We start from the raw sequence: 23,279 nt of genomic DNA on the forward strand, positions 1-23,279 counted from the left end.
GGCAATATACGTAAAATTTTCTGAAGGGAGTGATGAAAGTGTTAAAGCGGTTACATGCCCATCTTGTGAAAAAAGCTCCTGAAATCTTAGGGTTACCCGCAGCGATCACCCCATTCCCGCTCAGGAAGCGGTTTCTGCAACAAATCCTGAACTGGCAATTTCATCATGCTTTGGCTGAAGGTGAGTTAGACTTTCTTAACGGTCGCCTGCTGGGTATCCGGATTGCCGATCTTAATCTGCAATGGGTAACCACGCTGGAGGATGGCCGACTGGCGGTATTGCATCAGACCGAAGCGGATGTCTGGTTTCGGGGCAATGCCAATGATCTGTTGCTTGTGGCAGCACGTAAAGCAGATCCTGATATGCTGTTCTTTCAACGCCGGCTGGTGATTGAAGGGGACACTGAACTGGGACTTGAGGTGAAAAACGTAATGGATGCTATTGAACCCGAGGCTATGCCCACCGCATTACGCACGGCCATCCAGCAGATGGCCGCGTTTGTTGAAGCCGGGATGAAACAGGACGCGAAGGCCACACAGGCGCGCGCAGGTGCCGCATGTTGATCCGTAGCGAAATTGGTGTTGATGCGGCAGGTATCGACGCGCTGCTGAAGCGCTGCTTCCCCACCTCCGCTGAGGCGGAACTGACGCAGGCGCTGCGTGAAGATGGCCTGCTGACGCTGGGCGTGGTGGCCACAGACGATGAGGGGCAGGTGCTGGGCTACGCCGCGTTCAGCCCGGTCAGCGTGCAGGGCGAAGATCGCGGCTGGGTCGGGCTGGCCCCGCTGGCCGTCGATGAGACACTGCGCGGCCAGGGTATCGCCAGCAAGCTGATTTATGAGGGGCTGGATACGCTTAATGAGTTTGGCTACAGCGCCGTTGTGGTGCTGGGCGATCCGGCACTGTTCGGCCGTTTTGGCTTTGAACCGGCGGGCCATCACGGTCTGCAAAGCCGCTGGCCAGGCTCGGAGACAACATTCCAGGTTTACCGTCTGGCGGATAACGCCTTTGACGGGGCTGAAGGACAGATCGACTACGCCGAACCGTTTAATCGTCTGAGGTAATCCCCAGCCAGCGCGCCAGATGGGCAGGCTGACCCGCGACCAGCAGTAACTTCTGCTGCCGGGTCAGCTGCTTAACCTGATATTCCAGTCTGGAGGCGCTGGCGCGATCGCCCGCTTCGCAGTGAAACATCAGCTCCAGCGGACCTTTACCGCGCAGCGCACGGGCGCCGCGCCCGCTCTGATGCTGAGCAACCCGACGCGCCACATCGGTGGTGATGCCGGTATAGAGACTCCCTTTCGCCGTCCGGACGATGTAGAGTTGCCACTGCTGATTCATCGCAATTACGTTCCCAGAAAAGAGGCCGCCAGTGTAACGCGCTTCACGCTGCCGTGCCCAGCCAGGAGTTTATCTTGTCCGATCACGCCCATCTGGTTCGCTACCTCAAAAAGCAGCATGTGCTGTCACTCTGCTGCACCGCTGACAATCAGCTATGGTGCGCGAACTGCTACTACGTCTTTGATGAAAAACGCATGGCCTTCTGGATCATGACCGAACCTGATACCCGCCACGGTGCGTTAATAGCGCAGAATCCGCAGGTTGCAGGCACTGTCAACGGCCAGCCCCGAAGCGTGCTGCTTATCAAAGGTGTGCAGTATCGTGGTCATATCAGACGGCTGGAAGAGGAGACAGAGCACGTCGCCCGAGCCGCATACCAGAAACGTTTTCCGGTTTCACGAAAAGTGTCGGCACCGCTGTGGGAGATTTCGCTGGATGAGGTGAAGATGACCGATAATGCGCTGGGTTTTGGCAGGAAGATCAGCTGGCAGAGAGAAGAATGACACGCCCTTTTCAGTGGAAAAGGGCGTTACAGGCTTACAGCGCTTCGAGGATCCGCAGGGATTCGCGGTTAAAGGCTGGCAGATCGGCCGGGGTACGGCTGGTGACCAGCTTATCGCCGTCGACGACCACTTCTTTGTCGTGGAAGTCAGCGCCCGCGTTGATCAGATCAATAGCAACGGCTTTAACTGTCGTCATCTTGCGACCGCGCACACCGTTGGCGCTGATCAGCAGCTGAGGGCCGTGGCAGATAGCAAAGATAGGCTTGCCGCTGGCGACAAACTCTTTGGTAAAGGCGACAAAACGATCGTCACCGCGCAGGGTATCGGGTGAGTGACCGCCTGGCAGTAACAGGGCGTCAAATTCAGCCGGGCTGACATCATCAATACTGCGATCGATGGTCACTTCCGCTTCGCCTTTTTTGCCCTTAACCACATTACCGGCTTGTTTCTCGATGGTGACCACGTCGAAACCCGCGCGTTTGTAGACCTCAGCGGGTGAGGTAAACTCTGAGTCTTCAAATTCATCGGTAATCAAAACCGCAACTTTCTTGCTCATTTTTTTCCTCCTAAGACATGCAGAGCGCAGGGCGCGCTTTCCGTTAACGCTCTAAGCCTGGTCGCTCAGCGTGAGAACGCAAGCCAGCCCGTTAAGATCAGCTATCTTTTAACCTGTCAGCCGCGAAATAAGGATGAATCTGAGATGAACCGCGTATTACTGACCGGAGCGACCGGTCTGGTCGGGTCGCATCTGCTGCGCTTACTGATTGAGGACCCGCGTGTCGATGAGATCATCGCGCCCACGCGCCGGCCACTGCCCGCGATGCGCAAAGTGGTAAATCTGGTTGAGGCCGATCTGACCGATGTCCTGGGGCCGCTGCAGGGGGCGCTGGATACGGTATTCTGCTGCCTCGGCACTACCCGCAAAGCGGCGGGCAGCAAACAGGCCTTTATTCACGTCGATTACACGCTGGTGGTGGACACCGGTTTAAGTGGAATACGTCTGGGGGCGAAGCAGATGCTGGTGGTCAGCGCACACGGCGCTAACCGTCACTCACCATTTTTGTATAATCGCGTTAAAGGCGAGATGGAGAATGCGCTGCGTCATCAGGGCTGGCCGCGCCTGACGCTGGTACGGCCCTCTCTGCTGCTGGGCGAGCGCGCGCAGAAGCGCGAAGGAGAGAGCCTGATGGCCCCCTTCTTTTCACTGCTGCCGGGCAACTGGCGGGCGGTGGAGGCGCGTGACGTAGCACGCTGTCTTCACCAGCAAGCATTTACGCCAGGCGGCGAGCGCGTCACGATCGTGGAGTCGGGTGCGATTCCACGCCTTTCAGCGTAGCTGCCAGAGAATCTGATTACGGCTGCCGCGCCATTGCAGCGTGGCATCCTTCTCCGCCTCGACAAAACGGCCATCGATCAGTACGTCCAGATAGTCCAGCACCGCACGCTGCGCCGCGTCCAGCTCCTGCATCCGGTAACCGGTCCAGAGCCAGATATCTTTATCCGGACAGGCCTGCCGCACCCGTTTAACCAGACGACGAATGTGCGGCACGTTATGCGGATGCAGCGGATCGCCGCCGCTCAGCGACAGCCCCTGGCGCGGAATGCGTGTGTCCTGCAGATCGGCCAGCAGCTGCGCCTCCATCGCCAGCGTAAAGGGAACACCGGAATCGATGCGCCAGGTGCTCTGGTTGTAACAGCCGCGGCACTGATGTTCACAGCCCGCGACAAACAGCGTGCAGCGGGTGCCCGGGCCATTGACGATATCCACATCATAGTAGCGATGAATATGCATCATCCCAGTGGCCCCGCTCCAAGATGTTTCACCCGACGCTGAACCTCCTGCTGCTTTCCGGCATTGAAGGGCCGCGCATCCGGGCTGCCCAGATAGCCGCAGACCCGCCGGGTCACCGAGACGCGCGCCGGGTCGTGGTTGCCGCAGTGGCGACAGGTAAAGCCGCGACTGGTGCAGGCGAATTCGCCGTTGAAGCCGCAGTCGTAGCACTCATCAATGGGCGTATTCGTGCCGTAGTAGGGCACCCGGTCGTAACTGTAATCCCAGACATCCTCCAGCGCCCGGAGGTTATGCTGTACGTTCGGGTATTCGCCGTAACAGATGAACCCGCCGTTCGCCAGCGGCGGATAGGGCGCTTCAAAGTCAATTTTGTCGTACGGATTGACCTTCTTTTCAACGTCGAGATGGAAGCTGTTGGTATAGTAGCCCTTGTCGGTGACGCCCGGCACCACGCCGAACTGCGCGGCATCAAGGCGACAGAAACGGTCGCACAGGTTCTCGCTCGGCGTACTGTAGAGGCTGAAGCCGTAGCCGGTTTCCGCTTTCCAGCGGTCGGCCGCCTCGCGCATACGGGCAATGATCTCCACCCCTTTGGCACGCAAAGCCGCGTCATCGTAGGGATGCCGCTCACCGCCGCTGAGCGCATTCAGGGTTTCATGCAGGCCGATAAAGCCCAGCGACAGCGACGCGCGGCCGTTGCGGAAAATCGGACCCACCTCATCATCTGCATTGAGCCGGACGCCACAGGCGCCCTCCATATAGAGGATTGGTGCGACGCGCGCTTTGGTTTTCTCCAGCCGCGCCACCCGCGTCATCAGCGCCCGCTTAGCCAGCAGCAGTCGCGCATCGAGCAGTGTCCAGAAGCGCGCCTCATCGCCCCCCGCTTCCAGAGCGATGCGCGGCAGGTTTACGCTGATCACGCCAATGTTGTTGCGGCCCTCGTGAATCTGTTCCCCATTTTCTTCATATACGCCCAGGAAGCTGCGGCAGCCCATCGGGGTTTTAAAGGAGCCGGTGACTTTCACAACCTGATCGTAATTGAGAATATCGGGATACATCCGCCTGCTGGCGCACTCCAGCGCCAGCTGCTTGATGTCGTAATTCACGTCACCGGCCCGGCGGTTCACGCCTTCACGAATCGTGAACACCAGTTTGGGGAACACGGCGGTTTTATGATTTTTGCCCAGGCCGGCCAGCCGGTTACGCAGAATGGACTGCTGTATCAGCCGGGCAGCCCAGCAGGTGCCCAGGCCGAAGCCAAAGGTGACAAACGGCGTCTGCCCGTTGGCGGTGTGCAGCGTATTCACCTCATACTCCAGCGACTGAAATGCGTCGTAGCACTCTTTCTCCGTCCGCTGGCGCGCATACTGTTCAGCCTGCGGGATCTGCCACTCTCCGGCAATCGCCAGATGGCGGGCATAGCTCAGCTCAACAAACGGCGCCAGCACTTCATCGATGCGGTTGATGGTGGTGCCGCCATAAATGTGGCTGGCGACCTGGGCGATGATCTGTGCGGTCACGGCAGTGGCGGTGGCGATCGATTTCGGTGGCTCGATCCCGGCATTGCCCATTTTAAACCCGCGGGTCAGCATCCCTTTCAGATCGATCAGCATGCAGTTGAACATCGGGAAAAATGGGGCGTAGTCGAGATCGTGATAGTGGATCTCGCCGCGCTCGTGCGCCAGCACCACATCGCGGGGTAGCATCTGCTGCTGCGCGTAGTGCTTCGCGACGATCCCGGCCAGCAGATCGCGCTGGGTCGGGATCACTTTGCTGTCTTTATTGGCATTCTCATTCAGCAGCGCCGCGTTAGTCTGATCGACCAGGCCGCGAATAGCGTGATGCAACCGGCTCTGACGATCGCGGGCGACATCGCGATCGTGGCGGTATTCAATCCATACACGGGCCAGCTGCGGATACGGCCCTGCCATCAGTGTCTCTTCGACCGCGCACTGAATCTCATGAATGGCCACTTCCGGACGGTCGGCCAGCTGCCCGGCTACCTGCTCCGCGACCTGCGCGCACCAGGTGCTGTCTCTGACATCTGCTGCCCGCGCCGCGGCCGCCACGGCCTGCTCAATACGCTGCGCATCAAAGGTCGTCCGGCATCCATCCCGCTTGATTACCACCGTTGCCATTTTCGCTCCGTAAACTATATGTAGGTGTCGGATGGATTCTATTATCTATATGTAGTGATTTCTGCACATTAATACGCGCTGATTTGACCTGAAACAAGGAAGCCGCAACCCGGCAGAAAAAGGGTGGACGAGGGCAGAACCGGCGTCCGTTTCAGGTGACGGGCGGGGGAGGGATGCCAGCGGCAGGTGAGGCTGCCGCAAAGAAAGGGGAGGAGAGGCTTACACGGCGGCCGGCAGAACCGGCCACGATGGTGTCAGGCGGGTCCGCTGACGGAGTGGCGGCGCACCAGCGTCGGGCTGAACATGTGGGTCACTTCCGGCAGCGGCAGATCGTTGGCCAGCGCCAGTGCCAGCTGCGCTGCCTGCTGCGCCATCGTGACAATCGGGTAGCGGACGGTAGTCAGGCGTGGTCGCACATAGCGGGAGACCAGCACATCATCGAAGCCGATCAGCGACATCTCTTCCGGTACACGGACGCCGTTGTCGCTCAGTACCGCCAGCGCACCCGCCGCCATTGAGTCGTTGTAACAGGCCACGGCGGTAAAATTCCTGCCACGCCCCAGCAGCTCGGTCATCGCCTGCTCACCGCCCACTTCATCCGGTTCACCCCAGGTAACCAGCCGGTCGCTGCACGGCAGACCGTGCTCTTTCAGCGCGTCATAATAGCCCTGCAGGCGATCTTCGGCGTCGGAGATAGTGTGGGTCGAGCAGATAAAAGCGATATTCTGATGGCCGAGCTGGATCAGATGGCGGGTCGCCAGCCAGGCGCCATAGCGGTCGTCGAGGGCAATGCAGCGCTTTTCGAAGCCTTTAATCAGCCGGTTCAGCAGCACCATACCCGGCACCTGCTTCATCAGCACTTCCAGTTCCGCATCGGGAATTTTCTTGGCGTGAACCACCAGCGCCGCGCAGCGATGCCGCATCAGCTGTTCAATCGCCTGCCGCTCTTTTTGCTCATTATGGTAACCGTTACCAATCAGTAAGAAATTACCGGTGTCGCCGGCAACCTCATCGACCGCTTTCACCATCGCGCCAAAAAAGGGATCGGAAACGTCACCGACAATCAGGCCGAGCGTCTCGGTCGATTGCTGCGCCAGCGCGCGTGCGTTGGCATTCGGGTGGTACTGAAGCTGCTCCATTGCCTCACCTACGGCCTGTCGGGAGCTGTCGCTGGCTTTGGGAGAATTATTGATTACACGGGAGACTGTGGCGACAGAAACGCCAGCCAGTCGCGCAACATCCTTTATGGTAGCCATGCGTTGACCTGCCTGGGGGAAAACGTTTACACATCGCATCAGTGTTACGGAAAAGGGCGGACACATCAACCCGACAGAATGTCAGCGTCGTCGCAAAAAGGGGGAAAAATGGCTGTCCCTGCGCATCTTCTGTTGAGGCGCCGCGCCATGTTATGCTCAATCTCTCACCTGGCAACCGTGAAAAACCATAATGAAAACCAAAGTGCCACACCTGGCGCACTGGGGGGCGTTTACCGCCGTCACTGAAAACGATCGCCTGACGGGCTGCGAACCCTTCTTCGCCGATGCCGATCCGTCACCGATGATCCACACCATTCCTGAGCTGGTCTATTCCGACCGCCGTATCCGCCAGCCGATGGTGCGACGCTCGTGGCTGAAGTCGCGCGAGAAAAGTGATCGCACGCTGCGCGGCCGGGAGGATTTTGTCGCCGTAGACTGGGAAACCGCGCTGGATCTGGTGGCGGACGAGAATCGCCGCGTCCGTGAGCGCTATGGCGCGTCGGGCATCTTCAACGGCTCTTACGGCTGGTCATCGGCGGGGCGCGTTAATCACGCCCGCACCCTGGTGCGTCGCTTCTACTTCCAGGGCGGCGGCGGCGTTGACCAGCAGGGCAACTACAGCTGGGGCGCCGCGCAGTTTTTCCTGCCCTATGTGATCGGCACCTATATGCCGCTGACCGGACGCGTCACGGAATGGCCGCAGGTGGTGGAGCATGCCGAGATTTTTGTCGCCTTCGGCGGACTGGCGCTGAAAAACGCCCAGGTCGCATCGGGTGGCGCCGGGCAGCACAGCCTGAAACCGGCGCTGATGCAGCTGGCCGCTAAAGGCACGCCAGTGATCAACATCAGCCCGATGCGCGATGACTGCCCGGAATTTGTTAACGCTGAGTGGATCCCGATTCGCCCGAACACTGATGTGGCGCTGATGCTGGCGCTGGGGCATGAGATCACCCAGCGCGGCGCAGTGGACGAGGCGTTTCTTGCCAGCCACTGCACCGGCTGGCCGCAGCTGCGCGCCTATCTGCTGGGCGAAACCGATGGCGTGGTAAAAACCGCGGGCTGGGCCAGCCGCATCACCGGCATTCCGGCTGACCGCATTGTCCGGCTGGCGCAGCAGCTGACCGGCAAGCGCAGCTTTATCACCTGCTCCTATTCGGTTCAGCGCGCCCATCGCGGCGAACAGCCTTACTGGATGATGATCGCGCTGTCGTCAATGCTCGGTCAGCCTGGCCTGCCAGGCGCGGGATTCTCCTTTGGACACGGTTCAATGAACAGCGTCGGCAACCCGCGTCAGGAGGGGCCTGCGCCGATGATGAGCACCGGCCCGAATCCCTGTGGGCTGTCGATTCCGGTTGCGAGGATTAGCGATATGCTGCTCAATCCCGGCCAGCCTTACCGCTTCCAGGGCGAAACGCAGCACTATCCTGACATTCATCTGGTCCACTGGGCAGGTGGTAATCCGTTCCACCATCACCAGCAGCTGAACCGGCTGGTGGAAGGCTGGCAGCGGCCGGACACGGTGGTGGTGCAGGATATCGTCTGGACACCTGCGGCGCAGATGGCCGACATTGTGCTGCCGGCCACGACCACGCTGGAGCGCAACGATATCGGTGGCTCCTCCCGGGATCGCTTTGTGCTGGCGATGCATCAGGCGATTAAGCCGCAGCATCAGGCGCGCAACGACTTCGATATTTTTGCCGATCTGGCCGAACGCCTCGGCTATCGCGACACGTTCACCGAAGGGCGCAATGAGATGCAGTGGATTGAACATCTCTATCAGCAGTGCGCCACCGCCCATCAGCGCAAAGGCATCGATTTCCCTGAATTTGAGGCGTTCTGGCAGCGCGGCTTTGTGGAAATCCCGGAAGGCGGCAAGCCTTATCAGTTTATGGAAGCGTTCCGGGCCGATCCCCTGACGCATCCGATCCGGACCGCCAGCGGCAAAATCGAGCTGTTCAGCCAGACCATCGCGGACTATCAGCTGGATGACTTCGCCGGGCATCCGGAGTGGCGTGAGCCGCAGGAGTGGCTGGGTTCGCCGGTCAGCCGCGACTATCCGCTGCACATGATCTCGATTCAGCCTGCCGACCGGCTGCATAGCCAGCTGGATGCCACCGATACGGTGCAGGGCAATAAAACTGCCGGCCACGAAACGCTCTATATGCATCCGCAGGATGCGGCGGCGCGCGGGCTGGCGGAGGGCGATGAGATCGAGGTGAGTAACGCCCGTGGCGTGATGCTGGCAGGCGTACGGATCACCGACGGCGTGACGCAGGGCGTGGTGATTATCGCCACCGGGGCCTGGTTCGATCCGGGATTTGGCAAAGCCTGGCAACCCTGGGACCGTGCGGGTAACCCGAACGTACTGACGCTCGACATCGGCACCTCGTCGCTGACGCAGGGACCCAATGCCATGAGCTGCCTGGTGGAAATTAAAAAACATCAGGATTGCACATTAGCGTAAGGATCTCATGGCTGGTTACATTTTGCGGGTAACTGTTGCGTTTGAGTGATAGCAGCCGATCGATCCCCCTTGCTACATTCAGGGTCCCAGAGGTATTGATGGGTGAACATCAATAGATTTTCTTGATTACACCAACCTGCGCGGATGCGCAGGTTTTTTTTTACCCGCTATCTGCGGCCGATAACGAACTGATACACAGTTTTCCTGTTATACGGCCAGCGCTTTCTTTATAACTGCTGGCACCAGCCCTTTCTCTTTATTTTGCGCAGCGGAATGCCATGCCCCGGATTAAAAAACTACTGGGAAAAGACCAGATAAAAGCGCCCTTTAACCCTTTTCGTTTTCGGCTGATCTGCCTTGGCGTCACGACCTGTCTGGTCGTACTGCTGGCGCGCGTCGCGGACCTGCAGTTTCTGAACCAGCCGATGCTGGAGCACGAGGCGGATCAGCGTTCGCTGCGAACCGTAACGCTGCCCACCAGCCGCGGCACCCTGCTGGATCGCAACGGCGAAGCGCTGGCACTCAGTGTGCCATCGCGTGATGTCATCGCCGATCCGCAACGCGTACTGGAGAGCAACCCCGACTTTACCAATGCCAAATGGGCCTATCTGGCCGCCGCGCTCAATACCCGTCCCGAAGAGCTGGCCGCGCAGATCACGGCTAACCCGAAGCGGCGCTTTCTCTATCTGGGACGCAAAATCGAACTGGGCATCGCCAAAGATATTAAAGAGCTGAAGCTCAAAGGTATCAGCGAAGTCTATGACGACAGCCGTTTCTATCCGATGAGCGAAGCCTCTGCGCCGCTGATCGGCATCGTCGGCGCAGATAACGTGGGCCTGAACGGACTGGAAAAAGGGTTTGATAAGGTGCTGCAGGGTGAACCGGGCAAAGAGGTTTATCGTCAGGATGCGGCAGGCAACATCATCGCGATGATCAACTATCAGCCGCCGACCCAGCCGCCAACCGTTCAGCTCAGTATCGACAAATATGACCAGTACACGCTCTACAGCAAACTGCGCGACGGCGTGCTGCTTAACAAGGCGGACTCCGGTGCCGCGGTGCTGGTGAAGATCGACACCGGTGAGATTCTGGCGATGGCCTCCTATCCGTCGTTCAACCCCAATAACTATGAAGGGGCTACCCCGGCGCAGATGCGTAATGCCGCCATCAACGACAGCTATGAGCCGGGGTCGACCGTTAAGCCGCTGGTGGTGATGGAGGCGCTGGAGCGTCATCTGGTGCGTCCGGACTCGGTGATCGACACCACGCCCTACAGCGTCAATGGCCACCTGATCCGCGATGTCGGCCACTGGCCGCGCCTGACCATGACCGGTATTCTGCAGAAATCGAGTGACATCGGTGTTTCGCACATGGCGCTGGCGATGCCGGCTGAAGCGCTGGTGAATACCTATCACGCTTTCGGGCTGGGCAAACCGACCGGCCTGGGATTGACGGGCGAAAGCGTCGGCTATTTTCCACTGCATCGCGCCCGCTGGGCGGATATCGAACGAGCCACTTTCTCGTTTGGCTATGGTCTTCGCGTCACGCCGCTGCAGATCGCCCGTGAATATGCCACGCTCGGTTCCTATGGTATCTATCGTCCGTTGTCGATCACCCGCGTGACGCCACCGGTGCTGGGCAAGCAGGTGGCTAATCCGGAAACGGTGAAAGAGGTGGTGCACATGCTGGAGAGCGACGTCCTGCCGGGCGGAACCGGGCTGAAAGCCGCCGTGCCGGGCTACCGTCTGGCGACCAAAACCGGTACGGCGGAAAAGATGGGCGCCAGCGGCAAGTATGATGGCGGCTACGTCAACTATACGGCAGGTCTTGCCCCGGCCAGCCATCCGGAAGTGGCGCTGGTGGTCATGATCAACCATCCTACTGCAGGCGATCACTTTGGTGGCTCGGTTGCGGCGCCGGTGTTCGGCAATATCATGGGACCGGTACTGAAACACATGAACATTGCGCCGGACGCCATCTATACCAGACCGGCAGCCAGCTCTTCGGATAAATCCTAGTTAAATCAGAGTGTAAGCGCGGTGTGAGAGATATACACACCTCGTTGCACTTCCCCGAATTCGGTTGCGTTTTCCTGCTGTCTCCGCGCAGTCAATCAGTGCGAGGATAGGGGTCCCAGAGGTATTGATGGGTGTGAAAACAACACCGCTTCGGCAGTGAGAACCCTGTTATTACACCAACCCACGCAGAAGCGTGGGTTTTTTTTGCCTGTCAGCAGGCTGAACGTAATACCGTCGGGCCGCATTCTTCCTGTTGCGCCGGGATTGTATTCCCACCGCACTTTCAGTGGCGTTACGTCATCCCGTCTCTTCCGGTTCTGAATGCTCGCCTGTCGCGATGGCCGGTAGTGCAGAGCGCCTCCGGCGGAGAAGAGCCAGCGATTGCGCTGGCTGGCGAACCCCTTGAGGAAGCTCTCTGGTCGCCGATAATTCTGTTGTCGAACCGTGTTAAATCCTGCATCGTGAGGGGCTATTTTCAAGATGCTAAGGAGCCGGCATGGTTTTCACACTTTTGCGCCTGATATTTCGCCTGTTGTGGCGGGTCGAACTGCGGGGCAATGTCGCCGAACTGAATAAACAGAAGGTATTGATCACGCCGAACCATGTGTCGTTTCTCGACGGCATATTGCTGGCGCTTTTTTTGCCGATCAAACCGGTCTTCGCTATCTATACAACCATCAGCGAAAGCTGGTTTATGCGCCTGGTGAAACCTTTTATCGACTTTGTCCCGCTGGATCCGACCCGTCCGATGGCGCTGAAGCAGCTGGTCAGGTTGATCGACAGCGGCCGTCCGGTGGTGATTTTCCCGGAAGGCCGGATTACGGTGACCGGCTCGCTGATGAAGATCTACAGCGGCGCAGGCTTTGTTGCGGCGCGTTCCGGTGCCAGTGTGGTGCCGATGCGCATTGAAGGCGCAGAGTTCACGCCGTTTGGTCGTCTGGCAGGCGTGTTTAAACGTCGTCTGTTCCCGCGTATCACCCTGACTATTTTGCCCGCCACCCGCATTCCGATGCCGGAGGCGAAACGGGCACGCGATCGGCGTGTGCTGGCCGGTGAGCACCTGCACCATGTCATGATGGAAGCGCGCATGGCGGTGCGGCCGCGTGAAACCCTGTTCGAGGCGTTTCTGGCGGCACGAACGCGTTATGGCGCGTTTAAGCCCTGCATCGAAGATGTGAATTTCAGACCCGACAGCTATAACGGCCTGCTAAAGAAGTCGCTGGGCGTGGGGCGTATTCTGGAACGCTACAGCCAGCCGCGTGAAGTCGTGGGACTGCTGCTGCCCAATACCACCGTCACGGCGGCGGCGATTTTCGGTGCCACGCTGCGCGGGCGCGTGCCAGCGATGCTCAATTACACTGCGGGCGTTAACGGTATGCGGGCGGCGCTCACCGCCGCGCAGATTAACACAGTCTTCACCTCGCGCCAGTTTCTGGATAAGGGCAATCTGTGGCACCTGCCGCAGGGCCTGAACGAGGTGCAGTGGATCTATCTGGAAGATCTGAAAGAGACCGTTACCGGTAAGGACAAGCTGTGGATCCTCGCTCATCTGCTGATGCCGCGCCGTGCGCAGCTGCCCCAGCAGCCGGAAGATGCCGCGATGGTGCTCTTTACCTCCGGCTCGGAAGGCAATCCCAAAGGGGTGGTGCACTCGCATAAAAGCCTGCTGGCCAACGTCGAGCAGATCCGTACCGTAGCAGACTTCACCCCGCGTGACCGCTTTATGTCGGCGCTGCCGCTGTTCCATGCATTTGGCCTTACCGTGGGGCTCTTTACGCCGCTGATGACCGGTGCGCAGGTCTTTCTCTATCCCAGTCCGCTGCATTATCGCATCGTGCCGGAGCTGGTGTATGACCGTAACTGCACCGTGCTGTTTGGCACCTCCACCTTCCTGGGTAACTACGCACGCTTTGCCGCACCTTATGACTTTGCCCGTCTGCGCTACGTGGTTGCGGGAGCGGAAAAACTGCAGGAGCAGATCCGCCAGACTTACATGGAGAAGTATGGCATCCGCATACTGGAAGGCTACGGCGTGACCGAATGCGCGCCCGTGGTGGCGATCAACGTGCCGATGGCCACAAAGGCGCACACCGTGGGACGGATTCTGCCCGGCATGGATTCCCGGCTGATGTCGGTGCCCGGCATCGAGCAGGGCGGACGGCTGCAACTGCGCGGCCCCAACGTGATGAAGGGCTATCTGCGGGTTGAGAATCCGGGCGTGCTGGAAACGCCGTTCGCCGACGATGGCGAAGGCAATATGGAAGCGGGCTGGTATGACACCGGCGATATCGTCAGCTTTGACGAGGGCGGGTTCTGCCAGATTCAGGGGCGGGCCAAACGCTTTGCCAAGATCGCCGGAGAGATGGTGTCGCTGGAGATCGTCGAGCAGATCGCCCTCAAAGCGTCGCCGGACAGGCAGCATGCCGCCTCGCTACGTCCGGATGGTCAGCGCGGTGAGGCGCTGGTGCTGTTCACCACCGATGCTGAGCTGGCGCGCGACAGCCTGCAGAAAGCGGCCCGTGAACTGGGCGCACCGGAGCTGGCGTTGCCGCGCGACATCCGGGCGGTGAAACAGCTGCCAGTGCTTGGCAGCGGCAAACCTGACTATGTCACGCTGAAGAAAATGGCGGAAGAGGAGAAAGGATGAGTCTGGATCGTCATGCGCCGCTGATGTCGCGCGGCATGGTCGCCGTGATTATCGCCCAGTTTTTTTCGGCCTTTGGCGATAACGCGCTGCTGTTTGCCACGCTGGCGGTGCTGAAAAGCCAGTTCTATCCCGACTGGAGCCAGCCGGTATTACAGATGCTGTTTGTCGCCGCCTATATTCTGCTGGCGCCGTTTGTCGGCCAGGTGGCGGACAGCATGGCAAAAGGGCGGGTGATGATGCTCGCCAACAGCCTGAAGCTGCTGGGTGCGCTGGTGATCTGCTTCGGCTTCAATCCCTTCGTCGGCTATACCCTGGTGGGCGCGGGGGCTGCGGCCTACTCACCGGCCAAATATGGCATCCTGGGGGAAATCACACACGGCGACAAGCTGGTGAAAGCTAACGGGCTGATGGAAGCGTCAACCATCGCCGCCATCCTGCTCGGCTCGGTGGCGGGCGGGATGCTGGCCGACTGGCACATTCTGGCGGCGCTGGGGATCTGTGCGCTGACTTACGGCATCGCTGTCATTGCCAACCTGTTTATCCCGAAGCTTGCGGCGGCTCGTCCCGGTCAGAACTGGCAGCCAGGCATGATGGTGCGCCGCTTCTTCGGTGCCGTCATGCTGCTGTGGCGTGATGCAGAGACGCGCTTCTCGCTGCTGGGGACCAGCCTGTTCTGGGGCGCAGGCGTGACGCTGCGTTTCCTGCTGGTGCTCTGGGTGCCGGTGGCGCTGGGCATCACTGACAACACGACGCCAACGACCCTGAATGCCATGGTGGCGGTCGGGATTGTGATGGGCGCGGCGGCGGCGGCGAAGCTGGTGACGCTGGAGACCGTGCGTCGCTGTATGCCGGCCGGCGTGCTGATTGGCGTCATGGTCGTGGTTTTCTCGCTGCAGCACGCCTTGCTGAATGCTTATCTGGTGCTGATGCTGATTGGGGCGCTGGGCGGTTTCTTTGTGGTGCCGCTGAATGCGCTGCTGCAGGCGCGGGGCAAAGAGAGTGTTGGCTCAGGTAATGCCATTGCGGTGCAGAATCTGGGCGAGAACAGCGCCATGCTGATCATGCTGGGACTCTATACGCTGGCGATCAGGGCGGGTGCACCTGCGGTGGCGACGGGCATTGGCTTCGGCGTGCTGTTTGCACTGGCAATAGCGCTGCTGTGGCTGTGGCGACCGGCCAGGCGGTGAAACGTCACCGCCGCCTGCCTGAGTTCACGGCAGGCGGCGTACACGCTTAGCGACGGACGGCAATCGCTTCGATTTCGATCTTCACATCTTTTGGCAGACGCGCCACTTCAACGCAGGAACGCGCCGGGAAGTGGGCCTGATGTTCGGTGAAAAACGCTTCATAGGTCGCATTGACCGTAGCAAAGTCATTTAAATCTTTGACGAAAACCGTGGTCTTCACGATATCGCCCACCTTCAGACCCGCCGCTTCTACAATCGCCTTCACGTTTTCCAGCGACTGCCGCGCCTGGGCGGCGATGTCATCGGCTACCTGGCCGGTCGCCGGATCGACCGGGATCTGGCCCGAAGTGATGATCATGTTGCCCAGATCGACACCCTGAACGTAGGGACCGATAGCGGCAGGGGCTTTTTCAGTACTGATTTCACGAGACATCCTGGCTCCTTTGATTATGTCGTCAGGCGGCGATGCCGCCGCTCCAGCCCATTATAAGGTCGGGCAGGGCGATTACCAGTGACCCAGCACCACGTGACGGGCGAACTCTTTCTCGCAATATTTGCACTTCAGGTGCACATCATCGGCGCGCTGCTTGACGGCAAAGCTGGAGAAGACCGGCTCGCTGCGGCTGATGCAGTTGCTGTTAGGGCAGGTCAGCACCCGCTCAACGTGGTCCGGCAGCGTCGGGGCGATCTTGGCCACCACTTCATAGTCATCAATGCGGTTGACCGTGGCATGAGGCGCATAGACCGCCAGCTGATTTACCTGATCGTCAGTGAGAAAGGTGTTCTCAATCTTGATCAGATCCTTGCGGCCCATTTCTCCGGATGGCAGGTTCAGGCCAATGGTAATGCGCTGGTCTGTTTCGGTCAGCCGGAACAGAGAGAGCAGTTTAAAGCCGATCTGCGCCGGAATATGGTCGATAACCGTGCCGCGTTTAATCGCTTCGACCTGCAATTTGTTGTCCTGTGTCATGGGGTTTCTCCTTACAGGGCGGGTTCGCTGTTTAAAACCAGTGCCAGCAGAGCCTGGCGGGCATAGATGCCGTTACCCGCCTGCTGGAAATACCAGGCGTAAGGGGTCTTATCGACATCGGTAGTGATCTCATCGATACGCGGCAGCGGGTGCAGCACTTTCATGTTGTCGCGCGCGGTCGCGAGATCGGCCGCGCGCAGAATGAACTGCGCTTTGACGTTGGCATACTCGGACGGGTCGAGTCGCTCTTTCTGTACCCGTGTCATGTAGAGGATGTCGAGCTGCGGCATCACCGCCTCGAAGCTGTCGTGGCGTGACCAGGGGATCTGCTTCTCATCCAGCATATCGGTAATGTAGGCAGGCATCGCCAGCGCATCGGGCGCAATAAAGAAGAAGCGGTTGCCTTCAAACTTCGCCAGCGCCTGCGTCAGGGAGTGGACGGTGCGGCCATACTTCAGGTCGCCGACCATCGCCACATTCAGCTGATTCAGACGGCCCTGAGTCTCCTGGATAGTGAAGAGATCCAGCAGCGTCTGTGTCGGATGCTGGTTCGCTCCGTCACCCGCGTTGAGGATGGGGATGCCGCCGGAGAATTCGGTCGCCAGGCGGGCCGCGCCTTCCTGCGGATGACGCATGACAATCGCATCAACATAGGTGCTGATGACTGAAATGGTGTCGGCCAGGGTTTCCCCTTTCTTGCCCAGTGAGGTATTGCTGCCATCGGCAAAGCCAACCGCCGACGCGCCGAGGCGATGGATCGCGGTTTCAAACGACAGGCGGGTACGCGTCGATGCCTCAAAGAAGCAGCTGGCGACCACCTTGTGCTTCAGCAGTTCCGGCTGCGGATTGGCTTTCAGCTGCGCCGCGGTCTGCAGCGCCAGTTCCAGCTCTTCGCGACTGAGGTCGTTGATTGAAATAATGTGCTTGCGATATAGCGGGTTAGCCATAGCTGTCTCCTCTGCGCGGCCGGATTGCGGGCAAAAAAAAGCCCCTGCTTAAGGGGCTTTTTTAAGATCGGGTCGATGACCGAAAGAAACAGCAGCACCGCCTGCGGTCAGGCGTGATTGAGCATCAAATTGTCCGCTGTGCTGTCGCATATTTCCTCCGGCAAATTGGGCCGCATTATACCCGTTCGCCACAGAGCAGCAAGAGGAAAACGTTTGCGGGCCTGTCGCGGGCGCATGCGCGGAAGCGGTCATGCCGCGGGTCATGGCGGCTGGGGCAGGCGCTGTCCGGTGAGAACAGCGCCCTGGGACGTCCTGTCAGTACTGGCCCAGCGTCGCCACCATTACCGCTTTGATGGTGTGCATGCGGTTCTCGGCCTGATCGAAGACGATGCTGTGCGGTGACTCAAAGACCTCATCGCTGACTTCCATGCCGTTGGGCAGATCGTACTGTTCTGCCATCTGCTGGCCCAGCGTGGTCTGATCGTCATGGAAAGCCGGCAGGCAGTGCAGGAATTTCACCTGCGGATTGCCGGTCAGATCCAGCATCGCCCGGTTGACCTGATAGTCACGCAACAGGGCAATCCGCTCGGCCCAGACTTCCTTAGCTTCGCCCATCGACACCCAGACATCGGTGTAGATGAAATCTGCGCCTTTCACGCCATCAGCAATATCGTCGGTGAGGGTAATTTTTCCGCCAGTCTGCTGCGCCACTTCACGGCACTGCGCCACCAGTTCATCCTCCGGCCAGCAGCTTTTCGGGGCCACCAGACGCAGATCCAGACCAACCTGGGCGGCAGCCTCCAGCATGGTATTCCCCATGTTGTTACGCGCATCACCGACATAGACCAGCGTCATCTCGCTGAGTTTTTTACCTGGCAGATGCTCCTGCATCGTCAGCAGGTCGGCCAGCAGCTGGGTCGGATGAAACTCGGTGGTCAGGCCGTTCCACACCGGCACACCGGCATGTTCCGCCAGCGTTTCGACCAGCGCCTGACCATAGCCACGATACTGAATGCCATCGTACATCCGGCCCAGTACGCGGGCAGTGTCGCGCATCGACTCTTTATGGCCGATCTGACTGCCGCTCGGGCCAAGATAAGTGACGTTTGCACCCTGGTCATAAGCGGCAACTTCGAAAGAGCATCGGGTACGGGTCGAGTCTTTTTCGAAGATGAGCGCGATGTTTTTGCCTTTCAGATACTGCACTTCGCTGGCGCTTTTTTTCGCCTGTTTTAATTCAGCAGAAAGCGAAAGCAGGTGTTCAATTTCGGCGGGGGTAAAATCCAGAAGTCTGAGGAAATGACGCTGATACAGCTGACTCATACAACACTCCGGTAAGCATTAAAGTGAATTAAAATTCAATCTAACCGTATGAATATTCATTTTCAAGTGTGAGAGCGAATAAACTTTTCGTTTTGTGTAGTGGCGCGACAGGCAGTGTGGGAAAATAATTGTTTATTGCCGAACTCAGAGAGGACATCGTTATGGCATATGAAGCATTACTGGAAGAGCAGCAGGAAGAGACACGGCAGATCATCGAAGAGCTGCTGGAAGATGGCAGCGATCCTGATGCGCTCTATACCATCGAGCACCATCTCTCCTGCAATAACTTCGACTCACTGGAAAAAGCGGCTGTTGATGCGTTCAAGCTGGGTTATGAAGTGACCGAGCCGGAAGAGCTGGAACTGGAAGATGGCACCACCGTGATGTGCGTCGACATTATCAGCGAATCCGCGCTGAAACCGGAACTAATCGATGCGCAGGTTGAGCAGCTGGTGAATCTGATCGGTAAGTACAACGTTGATTACGACGGCTGGGGGACCTATTTCGAAGATCCCGATGCCGAAGATGAAGATGACGAAGACGACACCATTGAAGATGAAGACGATAATGGTGTTCGTCACTAAGTAGCCGGGGCGGAGTTCTCTCCGCCTGTCACCTCAGCCACGCCTTTTTGACATCATGAACTACGCACCTTTACTTGACCGATCTATCAGTTTCTGCACTGCCGCACGCCCCAGGCCTGGATTGATGAGGCGCGCAAGCCGGAAAATCTGACCCTGCTGTTAACCGACCATCTGGTCTGCGAGCTGCAAACAGTGATGGGCATATCTGATGCGGATAATAATATTTTGGAATAATTTATTTTTTAATTAACGCTCTAGGGCTAAAGCTGGCTGATGACGCTTTCAGTTATCGTTAATTTACAAGGTCAGAGATTATCTTTCTGACCAGATTTTTAGTATCATTGCAATCCACTTCATTAGCTTTTACATCAATAATAAAGCCATTTTTCGCCAGTCGAAGGCTGGCTTCAGAATATAGTTTTATAACAAAGACGAGTTCAAAATCCAGACATACACAGCTTGTAATTATTTGATCAAGATTAGGTACGGCATGGCCGTTTTCTATTCGTGACCAGGTAGCCTGAGTTATTTCAAGATTTTTGGCCATTGCTCGCTGATCGAACCCCTTCTTTAACCTCAAGGTATAAAGAATCGATCCGAAAACAACAGCAGGGGACAAGCTAAGGTTAGAATTTTGCGTCATGTCTTGTATTCGTTTAACGTATACGATAATGTTAGCTAACAGGTTTATCTGCAGTATACCTGATAATAAAATCCCTTACGAGGTACTTAATGAAGCAAAAATCTGCACGTTATGAGATGCATAAATATTGGGGGAAAAAACCTTCAGGCGATTTGCTACATTTAATTGAAAAATACTCAAAAAAAGGTGATTTAGTTCTTGATCCTTTTGCCGGTTATGGCGTTTTCGTGTGCGAAGCATACATCAATGGACGTAACGCTATAGGTAATGATCTAAATCCTGCGTCAGTATTTATACAAGAACAGTTGCTCGAAAAAAATATCGATATTGATGAATTTAAAAATGAAATTAATGAAATACTTAAAGATTTAAACTACTTAAATGAGCGATGGTTCACTACAATTTGCCCATCATGCGGGAAAAAAGCCGCCGTTATAGCTACGCTTAGAGGAAAAGACGATTCACCGCTAATGAACAAAGTCAATTGCTCCTGCTCAAAAGCGGGGGTTGAATACAACTTTGAAAAGAGTGAAGCCTTAAAATTAAAAGAGTCAGAAGATAATATTGTGATGCCACCTCATCCATGTGCAGAACTAATACGGAATGGCCGGATTAGCGCGTTGGACAATATGACAACTGATTCATTGTTTACGAAAAGAACGCTGGTTTGTCACATTTCATTATTCGATAGAATAAAGAGTATCGAAAACAAATTAGTTCGTGACTTTGCGATGCTTGTTTTTACCTCTAATTTAGCTAATTGCTCTAAACTTGTACCGCCAATAAATTCACGTGGACCTATGGCTCCGGGAGCCTGGATGACAGGGTTCTACATTGGCAATACTTATCTTGAAAACAATGTATTCCACTACTTTAAAAACAGAGTCGCAAAGGCGATCGCTGGCAAGCTTGATTTTTACCAAAAAGATAATAATGTAAGCTGCATAACAGATCTGGGAAAAGTAATTGATACAAAAAAGTTCACTAATAGCACTCGTGGTTATTTGATTACTCAAAGTGATACAAAAAATCTTCCATTTCAGGATAACTCAATTGATTACATATTCACAGATCCACCATACGGAGACTCTGTCCCTTATTTTGAACAAAGCATAATATGGAACACCTGGTTGCAAAAGGAAATTGATTACAGTAATGAAGTTGTTGTAACTGACGCTAAAATAAGAAATAAGAGAATTGAAGAGTTTACCGATGATATAAATAAGTGCGTAAAAGAAATATATCGGGTTCTTGGCCCTGAAAAATATTTCAGCATTACATTTCACTCTATATCAGGTGGTGAATGGTATGCTATAACCCGTGGTTGTCTTGAAGCTGGCTTCACTTTACATGAGCTAAAACTGTTGACGCAAAAAACGTTTTCGCCACGTCAGTTGAACAGGAAAATGACCATTAAAGGCGATGTTTTAATTACGTTTAAAAAAACCAAAGAAAGGCCGACTCTTACTGAGTTAGGCCTCGATGAAACGATAAAACTGGTAAAATGGAAGACGCAGGAGCTTTTAGAAAAGCGATCTGCAACAACCAATGAGATTTTTATGCATCTTCTCGTTCATATCTTCAGTAATCACATTCTTTTCCATAATGTTAATTTTATGTCGGTGCTTTTGGATAATTTTGTTATTTCTGAAAATGGATTGTGGGCACCAAAAATGACAGCGGCGTAAAGCCACTGTCATTTTTACGCGTTAATCTGTTACCAGCACCGATACCGAATTAACTATATAGGCGCCTTCAAGTCCTTTGTCTTTAGTATAGTAGTATTTTATTTCATTTAAATTGCCACTGGATATGTCATTGAGTTTCTCCGTAACATGTTTAGAAATTTCTTCTAAATTACCTTTTAGTGGCCTTGCATCTTCGAGTGAATCCTTATAAGCCAAAAACACAAAAAATCTATTGTTATTTTTGAAAAGACGCTCACCCTGAAATTTATAATTCCACCACTCAACTTTTTTTAGATGTTTAGAAAGTTTATTAACCAAATCTCGTCTGTTTTTAAAAAAATCGTTAACAAAATCATTGCTGACATCAGGCGATTTTTCTAGCAATATTTTAATAAGTTCATCTTTTTTAAGTCCTCCAAAATTTGGAAGGTTATAAGATTTTTTATATTTTTTATAGTGGTTTTTTATTATCTCTATTTCCGAAGCATTTTCGCCGATTGAGAATGAGTCGTCACCACCAGATGATTCTGAAATTCCTTTTGTGAATAAGTCAAAAAATTCATCCGATATATGGGTGATTTTCAGATCAAAAGGAATGATTTTATCATCAATTTTGACCATGAAATCTACGTATTTTATCTTCCGGAGTGTAGGAATTACATTAGCATGGTTATTAAATATATGTTCTACAAGATCATTTGTCACCTGATTATAGTACTGCCAAAGAATATATCCTTTGATCGTTCCCTGAAGTAATTTATCGACTTTAATCTCCAGATCTTGCTTAGTTCTAATGCTTTTATCGCGAACAAGCTGTTTAGCTGTGTCATTAAGATTGTCATTTCTGACACCACATTTAACTTCACCATACTCCTTGATTATCTCCGGAAGATGAATCTCTTGCTCAAGCCTTTCATCGCGAACTTCAGGATATTTACACTTAATATAATCTATTAAATCGTCTTCCGAAACATCGGAATTGAATATTTTCTCATATAAGAGAACGGTTTTATTACTTTCTGATTTCTGAATGCCGTTTTTTTCCAGTAGCTCCATTAAATGATGGCTATCCAAAGAGCGTACCAGCAAATATCTGCTAAAATTTTCTTCCTTTTGAAGTGTATGTAAATCCGTATCGTTTTTTTCAAAAAGTCTATGTAGTTCATTGAATTGCATAGTGTCTTATCCCCTTGAATTTTTAAATCAACAAACACTAACATTATACTTTAAAATACAAAAAAGCTTTTTTGTTGAGCTGATCAACATATACTGTTGATGAGGCCCTGAAGCAACCGATGTTTAGGTTTACATTCCGCCATTAGGTTGTAATATTTTCCTGTATTAACCATAACCAAGTGTAAGTTTTGCTGAAAGCTAGCCTGAAGGCTGAAAATCGATAACAGAAAATATGTCGAAACTCAATCTTGCGGAAAATATTTAATGGATAATACTGATTTTGAATTGAAATGAACAGAGCGTCTTTTACAATACTTTGATTGGGTATTTTCCAGTTGTTTATTAATTGTTCATTTGATGCGCAATATATGACCCAGTATAAATTTCACATCGGATATTTGGTGTTTTTTACGTAGTTTAGCTCTTTGTTGAAAAGAGGTTTTTAGCCAAGAGAAGCTGACATGCTTTTTTTCAGGCGACTCACAGGTGAAAACGGCGTAGCTATGTTCATTTTTTACTAAAAAGTATTAAGCCGTAACACTTCCCCTCTGTCCGGAGAAACGGATGACATTCTTATATAGCTTCTCCTGTTTCAGTCGGTTT

The 23,279-nt window shown here is 54.9% G+C and carries 21 protein-coding genes and 1 pseudogene; 11 read left to right on the forward strand and 11 right to left on the reverse strand.

The annotated features are described in order from the left end of the window. Positions 1–38: 38 nt before the first annotated feature. Positions 39–563, forward strand: coding sequence for an SCP2 domain-containing protein (locus tag RT657_RS05125; RefSeq protein WP_313653201.1), 525 nt, complete (start codon positions 39–41; stop codon positions 561–563). Then, positions 557–1,063, forward strand: coding sequence for an N-acetyltransferase (locus RT657_RS05130; RefSeq protein ID WP_313652903.1), 507 nt, complete (start codon positions 557–559; stop codon positions 1,061–1,063). The genes RT657_RS05125 and RT657_RS05130 overlap by 7 nt, the downstream gene beginning before the upstream one ends. Here RT657_RS05130 and RT657_RS05135 read toward each other — a convergent pair. Then, positions 1,047–1,340 carry a GIY-YIG nuclease family protein gene (locus tag RT657_RS05135; RefSeq protein ID WP_313652904.1) on the reverse strand — a complete coding sequence of 98 codons (294 nt, stop codon included), beginning with the start codon at positions 1,338–1,340 and terminating at the stop codon, positions 1,047–1,049. The two genes, RT657_RS05130 and RT657_RS05135, sit on opposite strands and share 17 nt — an antisense overlap. Positions 1,341–1,414: 74 nt before the next feature. Here RT657_RS05135 and RT657_RS05140 point away from each other — a divergent pair, with 74 nt between their 5' ends. Further along, positions 1,415–1,843: a YhbP family protein gene (locus RT657_RS05140; protein WP_313652905.1), complete on the forward strand. Its 429-nt coding sequence runs from the start codon at positions 1,415–1,417 to the stop codon at positions 1,841–1,843. 34 nt (positions 1,844–1,877) lie between these two features. Here RT657_RS05140 and RT657_RS05145 read toward each other — a convergent pair whose 3' ends face one another. Beyond that, a complete protein-coding gene (locus RT657_RS05145; RefSeq protein ID WP_313652907.1) occupies positions 1,878–2,399 on the reverse strand; it encodes a type 1 glutamine amidotransferase domain-containing protein in 522 nt (173 codons plus the stop codon). 144 nt (positions 2,400–2,543) lie between these two features. Here RT657_RS05145 and RT657_RS05150 point away from each other — a divergent pair, with 144 nt between their 5' ends. Further along, positions 2,544–3,179 (forward strand): NAD-dependent epimerase/dehydratase family protein, encoded by a 636-nt coding sequence (locus RT657_RS05150; protein ID WP_313652908.1) that lies wholly within the window; start codon positions 2,544–2,546, stop codon positions 3,177–3,179. On the opposite strand, the gene nrdG is transcribed toward RT657_RS05150, so the two are convergent. The 3 genes from nrdG to galR all read right to left on the reverse strand — a co-directional run bounded on the left by nrdG (position 3,171) and on the right by galR (position 7,029). Continuing rightward, a complete protein-coding gene (nrdG, locus tag RT657_RS05155; protein WP_313653202.1) occupies positions 3,171–3,635 on the reverse strand; it encodes an anaerobic ribonucleoside-triphosphate reductase-activating protein in 465 nt (154 codons plus the stop codon). The two genes, RT657_RS05150 and nrdG, sit on opposite strands and share 9 nt — an antisense overlap. Continuing rightward, positions 3,635–5,773, reverse strand: coding sequence for an anaerobic ribonucleoside-triphosphate reductase (gene nrdD / locus RT657_RS05160; protein ID WP_313652910.1), 2,139 nt, complete (start codon positions 5,771–5,773; stop codon positions 3,635–3,637). The genes nrdG and nrdD overlap by 1 nt, the downstream gene beginning before the upstream one ends. Positions 5,774–6,027: 254 nt before the next feature. Continuing rightward, on the reverse strand, positions 6,028–7,029 hold the full coding sequence (gene galR, locus RT657_RS05165) for an HTH-type transcriptional regulator GalR (protein WP_111138561.1): 1,002 nt from the start codon (positions 7,027–7,029) through the stop codon (positions 6,028–6,030). A gap of 190 nt (positions 7,030–7,219) precedes the next feature. Here galR and RT657_RS05170 point away from each other — a divergent pair, with 190 nt between their 5' ends. The 4 genes from RT657_RS05170 to lplT all read left to right on the forward strand — a co-directional run bounded on the left by RT657_RS05170 (position 7,220) and on the right by lplT (position 15,345). Further along, positions 7,220–9,493 carry a molybdopterin guanine dinucleotide-containing S/N-oxide reductase gene (locus RT657_RS05170; protein ID WP_313652911.1) on the forward strand — a complete coding sequence of 758 codons (2,274 nt, stop codon included), beginning with the start codon at positions 7,220–7,222 and terminating at the stop codon, positions 9,491–9,493. A 278-nt stretch (positions 9,494–9,771) separates the two neighbouring features. Next, positions 9,772–11,511 carry a penicillin-binding transpeptidase domain-containing protein gene (locus RT657_RS05175; protein WP_313652912.1) on the forward strand — a complete coding sequence of 580 codons (1,740 nt, stop codon included), beginning with the start codon at positions 9,772–9,774 and terminating at the stop codon, positions 11,509–11,511. Positions 11,512–12,007: 496 nt separating this feature from the next. Beyond that, on the forward strand, positions 12,008–14,158 hold the full coding sequence (gene aas, locus RT657_RS05180) for a bifunctional acyl-ACP--phospholipid O-acyltransferase/long-chain-fatty-acid--ACP ligase (protein WP_313652914.1): 2,151 nt from the start codon (positions 12,008–12,010) through the stop codon (positions 14,156–14,158). After that, entirely contained in the window at positions 14,155–15,345 is a 1,191-nt protein-coding gene (gene lplT / locus RT657_RS05185; protein ID WP_313652915.1) for a lysophospholipid transporter LplT, read from the forward strand. The genes aas and lplT overlap by 4 nt, the downstream gene beginning before the upstream one ends. Positions 15,346–15,391: 46 nt before the next feature. Here lplT and ridA read toward each other — a convergent pair whose 3' ends face one another. From ridA to argF, 4 genes are all read right to left on the reverse strand, one after another. Beyond that, positions 15,392–15,778 carry a 2-iminobutanoate/2-iminopropanoate deaminase gene (ridA, locus tag RT657_RS05190; protein WP_313652916.1) on the reverse strand — a complete coding sequence of 129 codons (387 nt, stop codon included), beginning with the start codon at positions 15,776–15,778 and terminating at the stop codon, positions 15,392–15,394. Between the two features lie 72 nt (positions 15,779–15,850). Further along, the gene (gene pyrI / locus RT657_RS05195) at positions 15,851–16,315 is read right to left on the reverse strand and encodes an aspartate carbamoyltransferase regulatory subunit (RefSeq protein ID WP_010251684.1); all 465 of its coding nucleotides are present in this window, start codon (positions 16,313–16,315) and stop codon (positions 15,851–15,853) included. 11 nt (positions 16,316–16,326) lie between these two features. After that, a complete protein-coding gene (pyrB, locus tag RT657_RS05200) occupies positions 16,327–17,262 on the reverse strand; it encodes an aspartate carbamoyltransferase (protein WP_313652917.1) in 936 nt (311 codons plus the stop codon). Positions 17,263–17,577: 315 nt separating this feature from the next. Then, positions 17,578–18,585, reverse strand: a complete 1,008-nt coding sequence (gene argF / locus RT657_RS05205; protein WP_313652918.1) for an ornithine carbamoyltransferase — start codon at positions 18,583–18,585, stop codon at positions 17,578–17,580. A 161-nt stretch (positions 18,586–18,746) separates the two neighbouring features. Here argF and rraB point away from each other — a divergent pair, with 161 nt between their 5' ends. Next, entirely contained in the window at positions 18,747–19,169 is a 423-nt protein-coding gene (gene rraB / locus RT657_RS05210; RefSeq protein WP_313652919.1) for a ribonuclease E inhibitor RraB, read from the forward strand. A 55-nt stretch (positions 19,170–19,224) separates the two neighbouring features. Beyond that, positions 19,225–19,358 (forward strand): annotated as a pseudogene (miaE, locus tag RT657_RS05215) (tRNA isopentenyl-2-thiomethyl-A-37 hydroxylase MiaE); the annotation flags it as partial. 103 nt (positions 19,359–19,461) lie between these two features. Here miaE and RT657_RS05220 read toward each other — a convergent pair. After that, positions 19,462–19,812 (reverse strand): helix-turn-helix transcriptional regulator, encoded by a 351-nt coding sequence (locus tag RT657_RS05220; protein ID WP_313652920.1) that lies wholly within the window; start codon positions 19,810–19,812, stop codon positions 19,462–19,464. An 89-nt stretch (positions 19,813–19,901) separates the two neighbouring features. Here RT657_RS05220 and RT657_RS05225 point away from each other — a divergent pair, with 89 nt between their 5' ends. Next, positions 19,902–21,500 carry a DNA methyltransferase gene (locus RT657_RS05225; protein ID WP_313652921.1) on the forward strand — a complete coding sequence of 533 codons (1,599 nt, stop codon included), beginning with the start codon at positions 19,902–19,904 and terminating at the stop codon, positions 21,498–21,500. Positions 21,501–21,521: 21 nt separating this feature from the next. On the opposite strand, the gene RT657_RS05230 is transcribed toward RT657_RS05225, so the two are convergent. After that, positions 21,522–22,676 (reverse strand): hypothetical protein, encoded by a 1,155-nt coding sequence (locus RT657_RS05230; protein WP_313652922.1) that lies wholly within the window; start codon positions 22,674–22,676, stop codon positions 21,522–21,524. Positions 22,677–23,279 lie beyond the last annotated feature (603 nt).

Origin of the sequence: Pantoea sp. (genome assembly GCF_032114055.1) — a bacterium.
Taxonomy (GTDB): Bacteria; Pseudomonadota; Gammaproteobacteria; order Enterobacterales; family Enterobacteriaceae; genus Pantoea.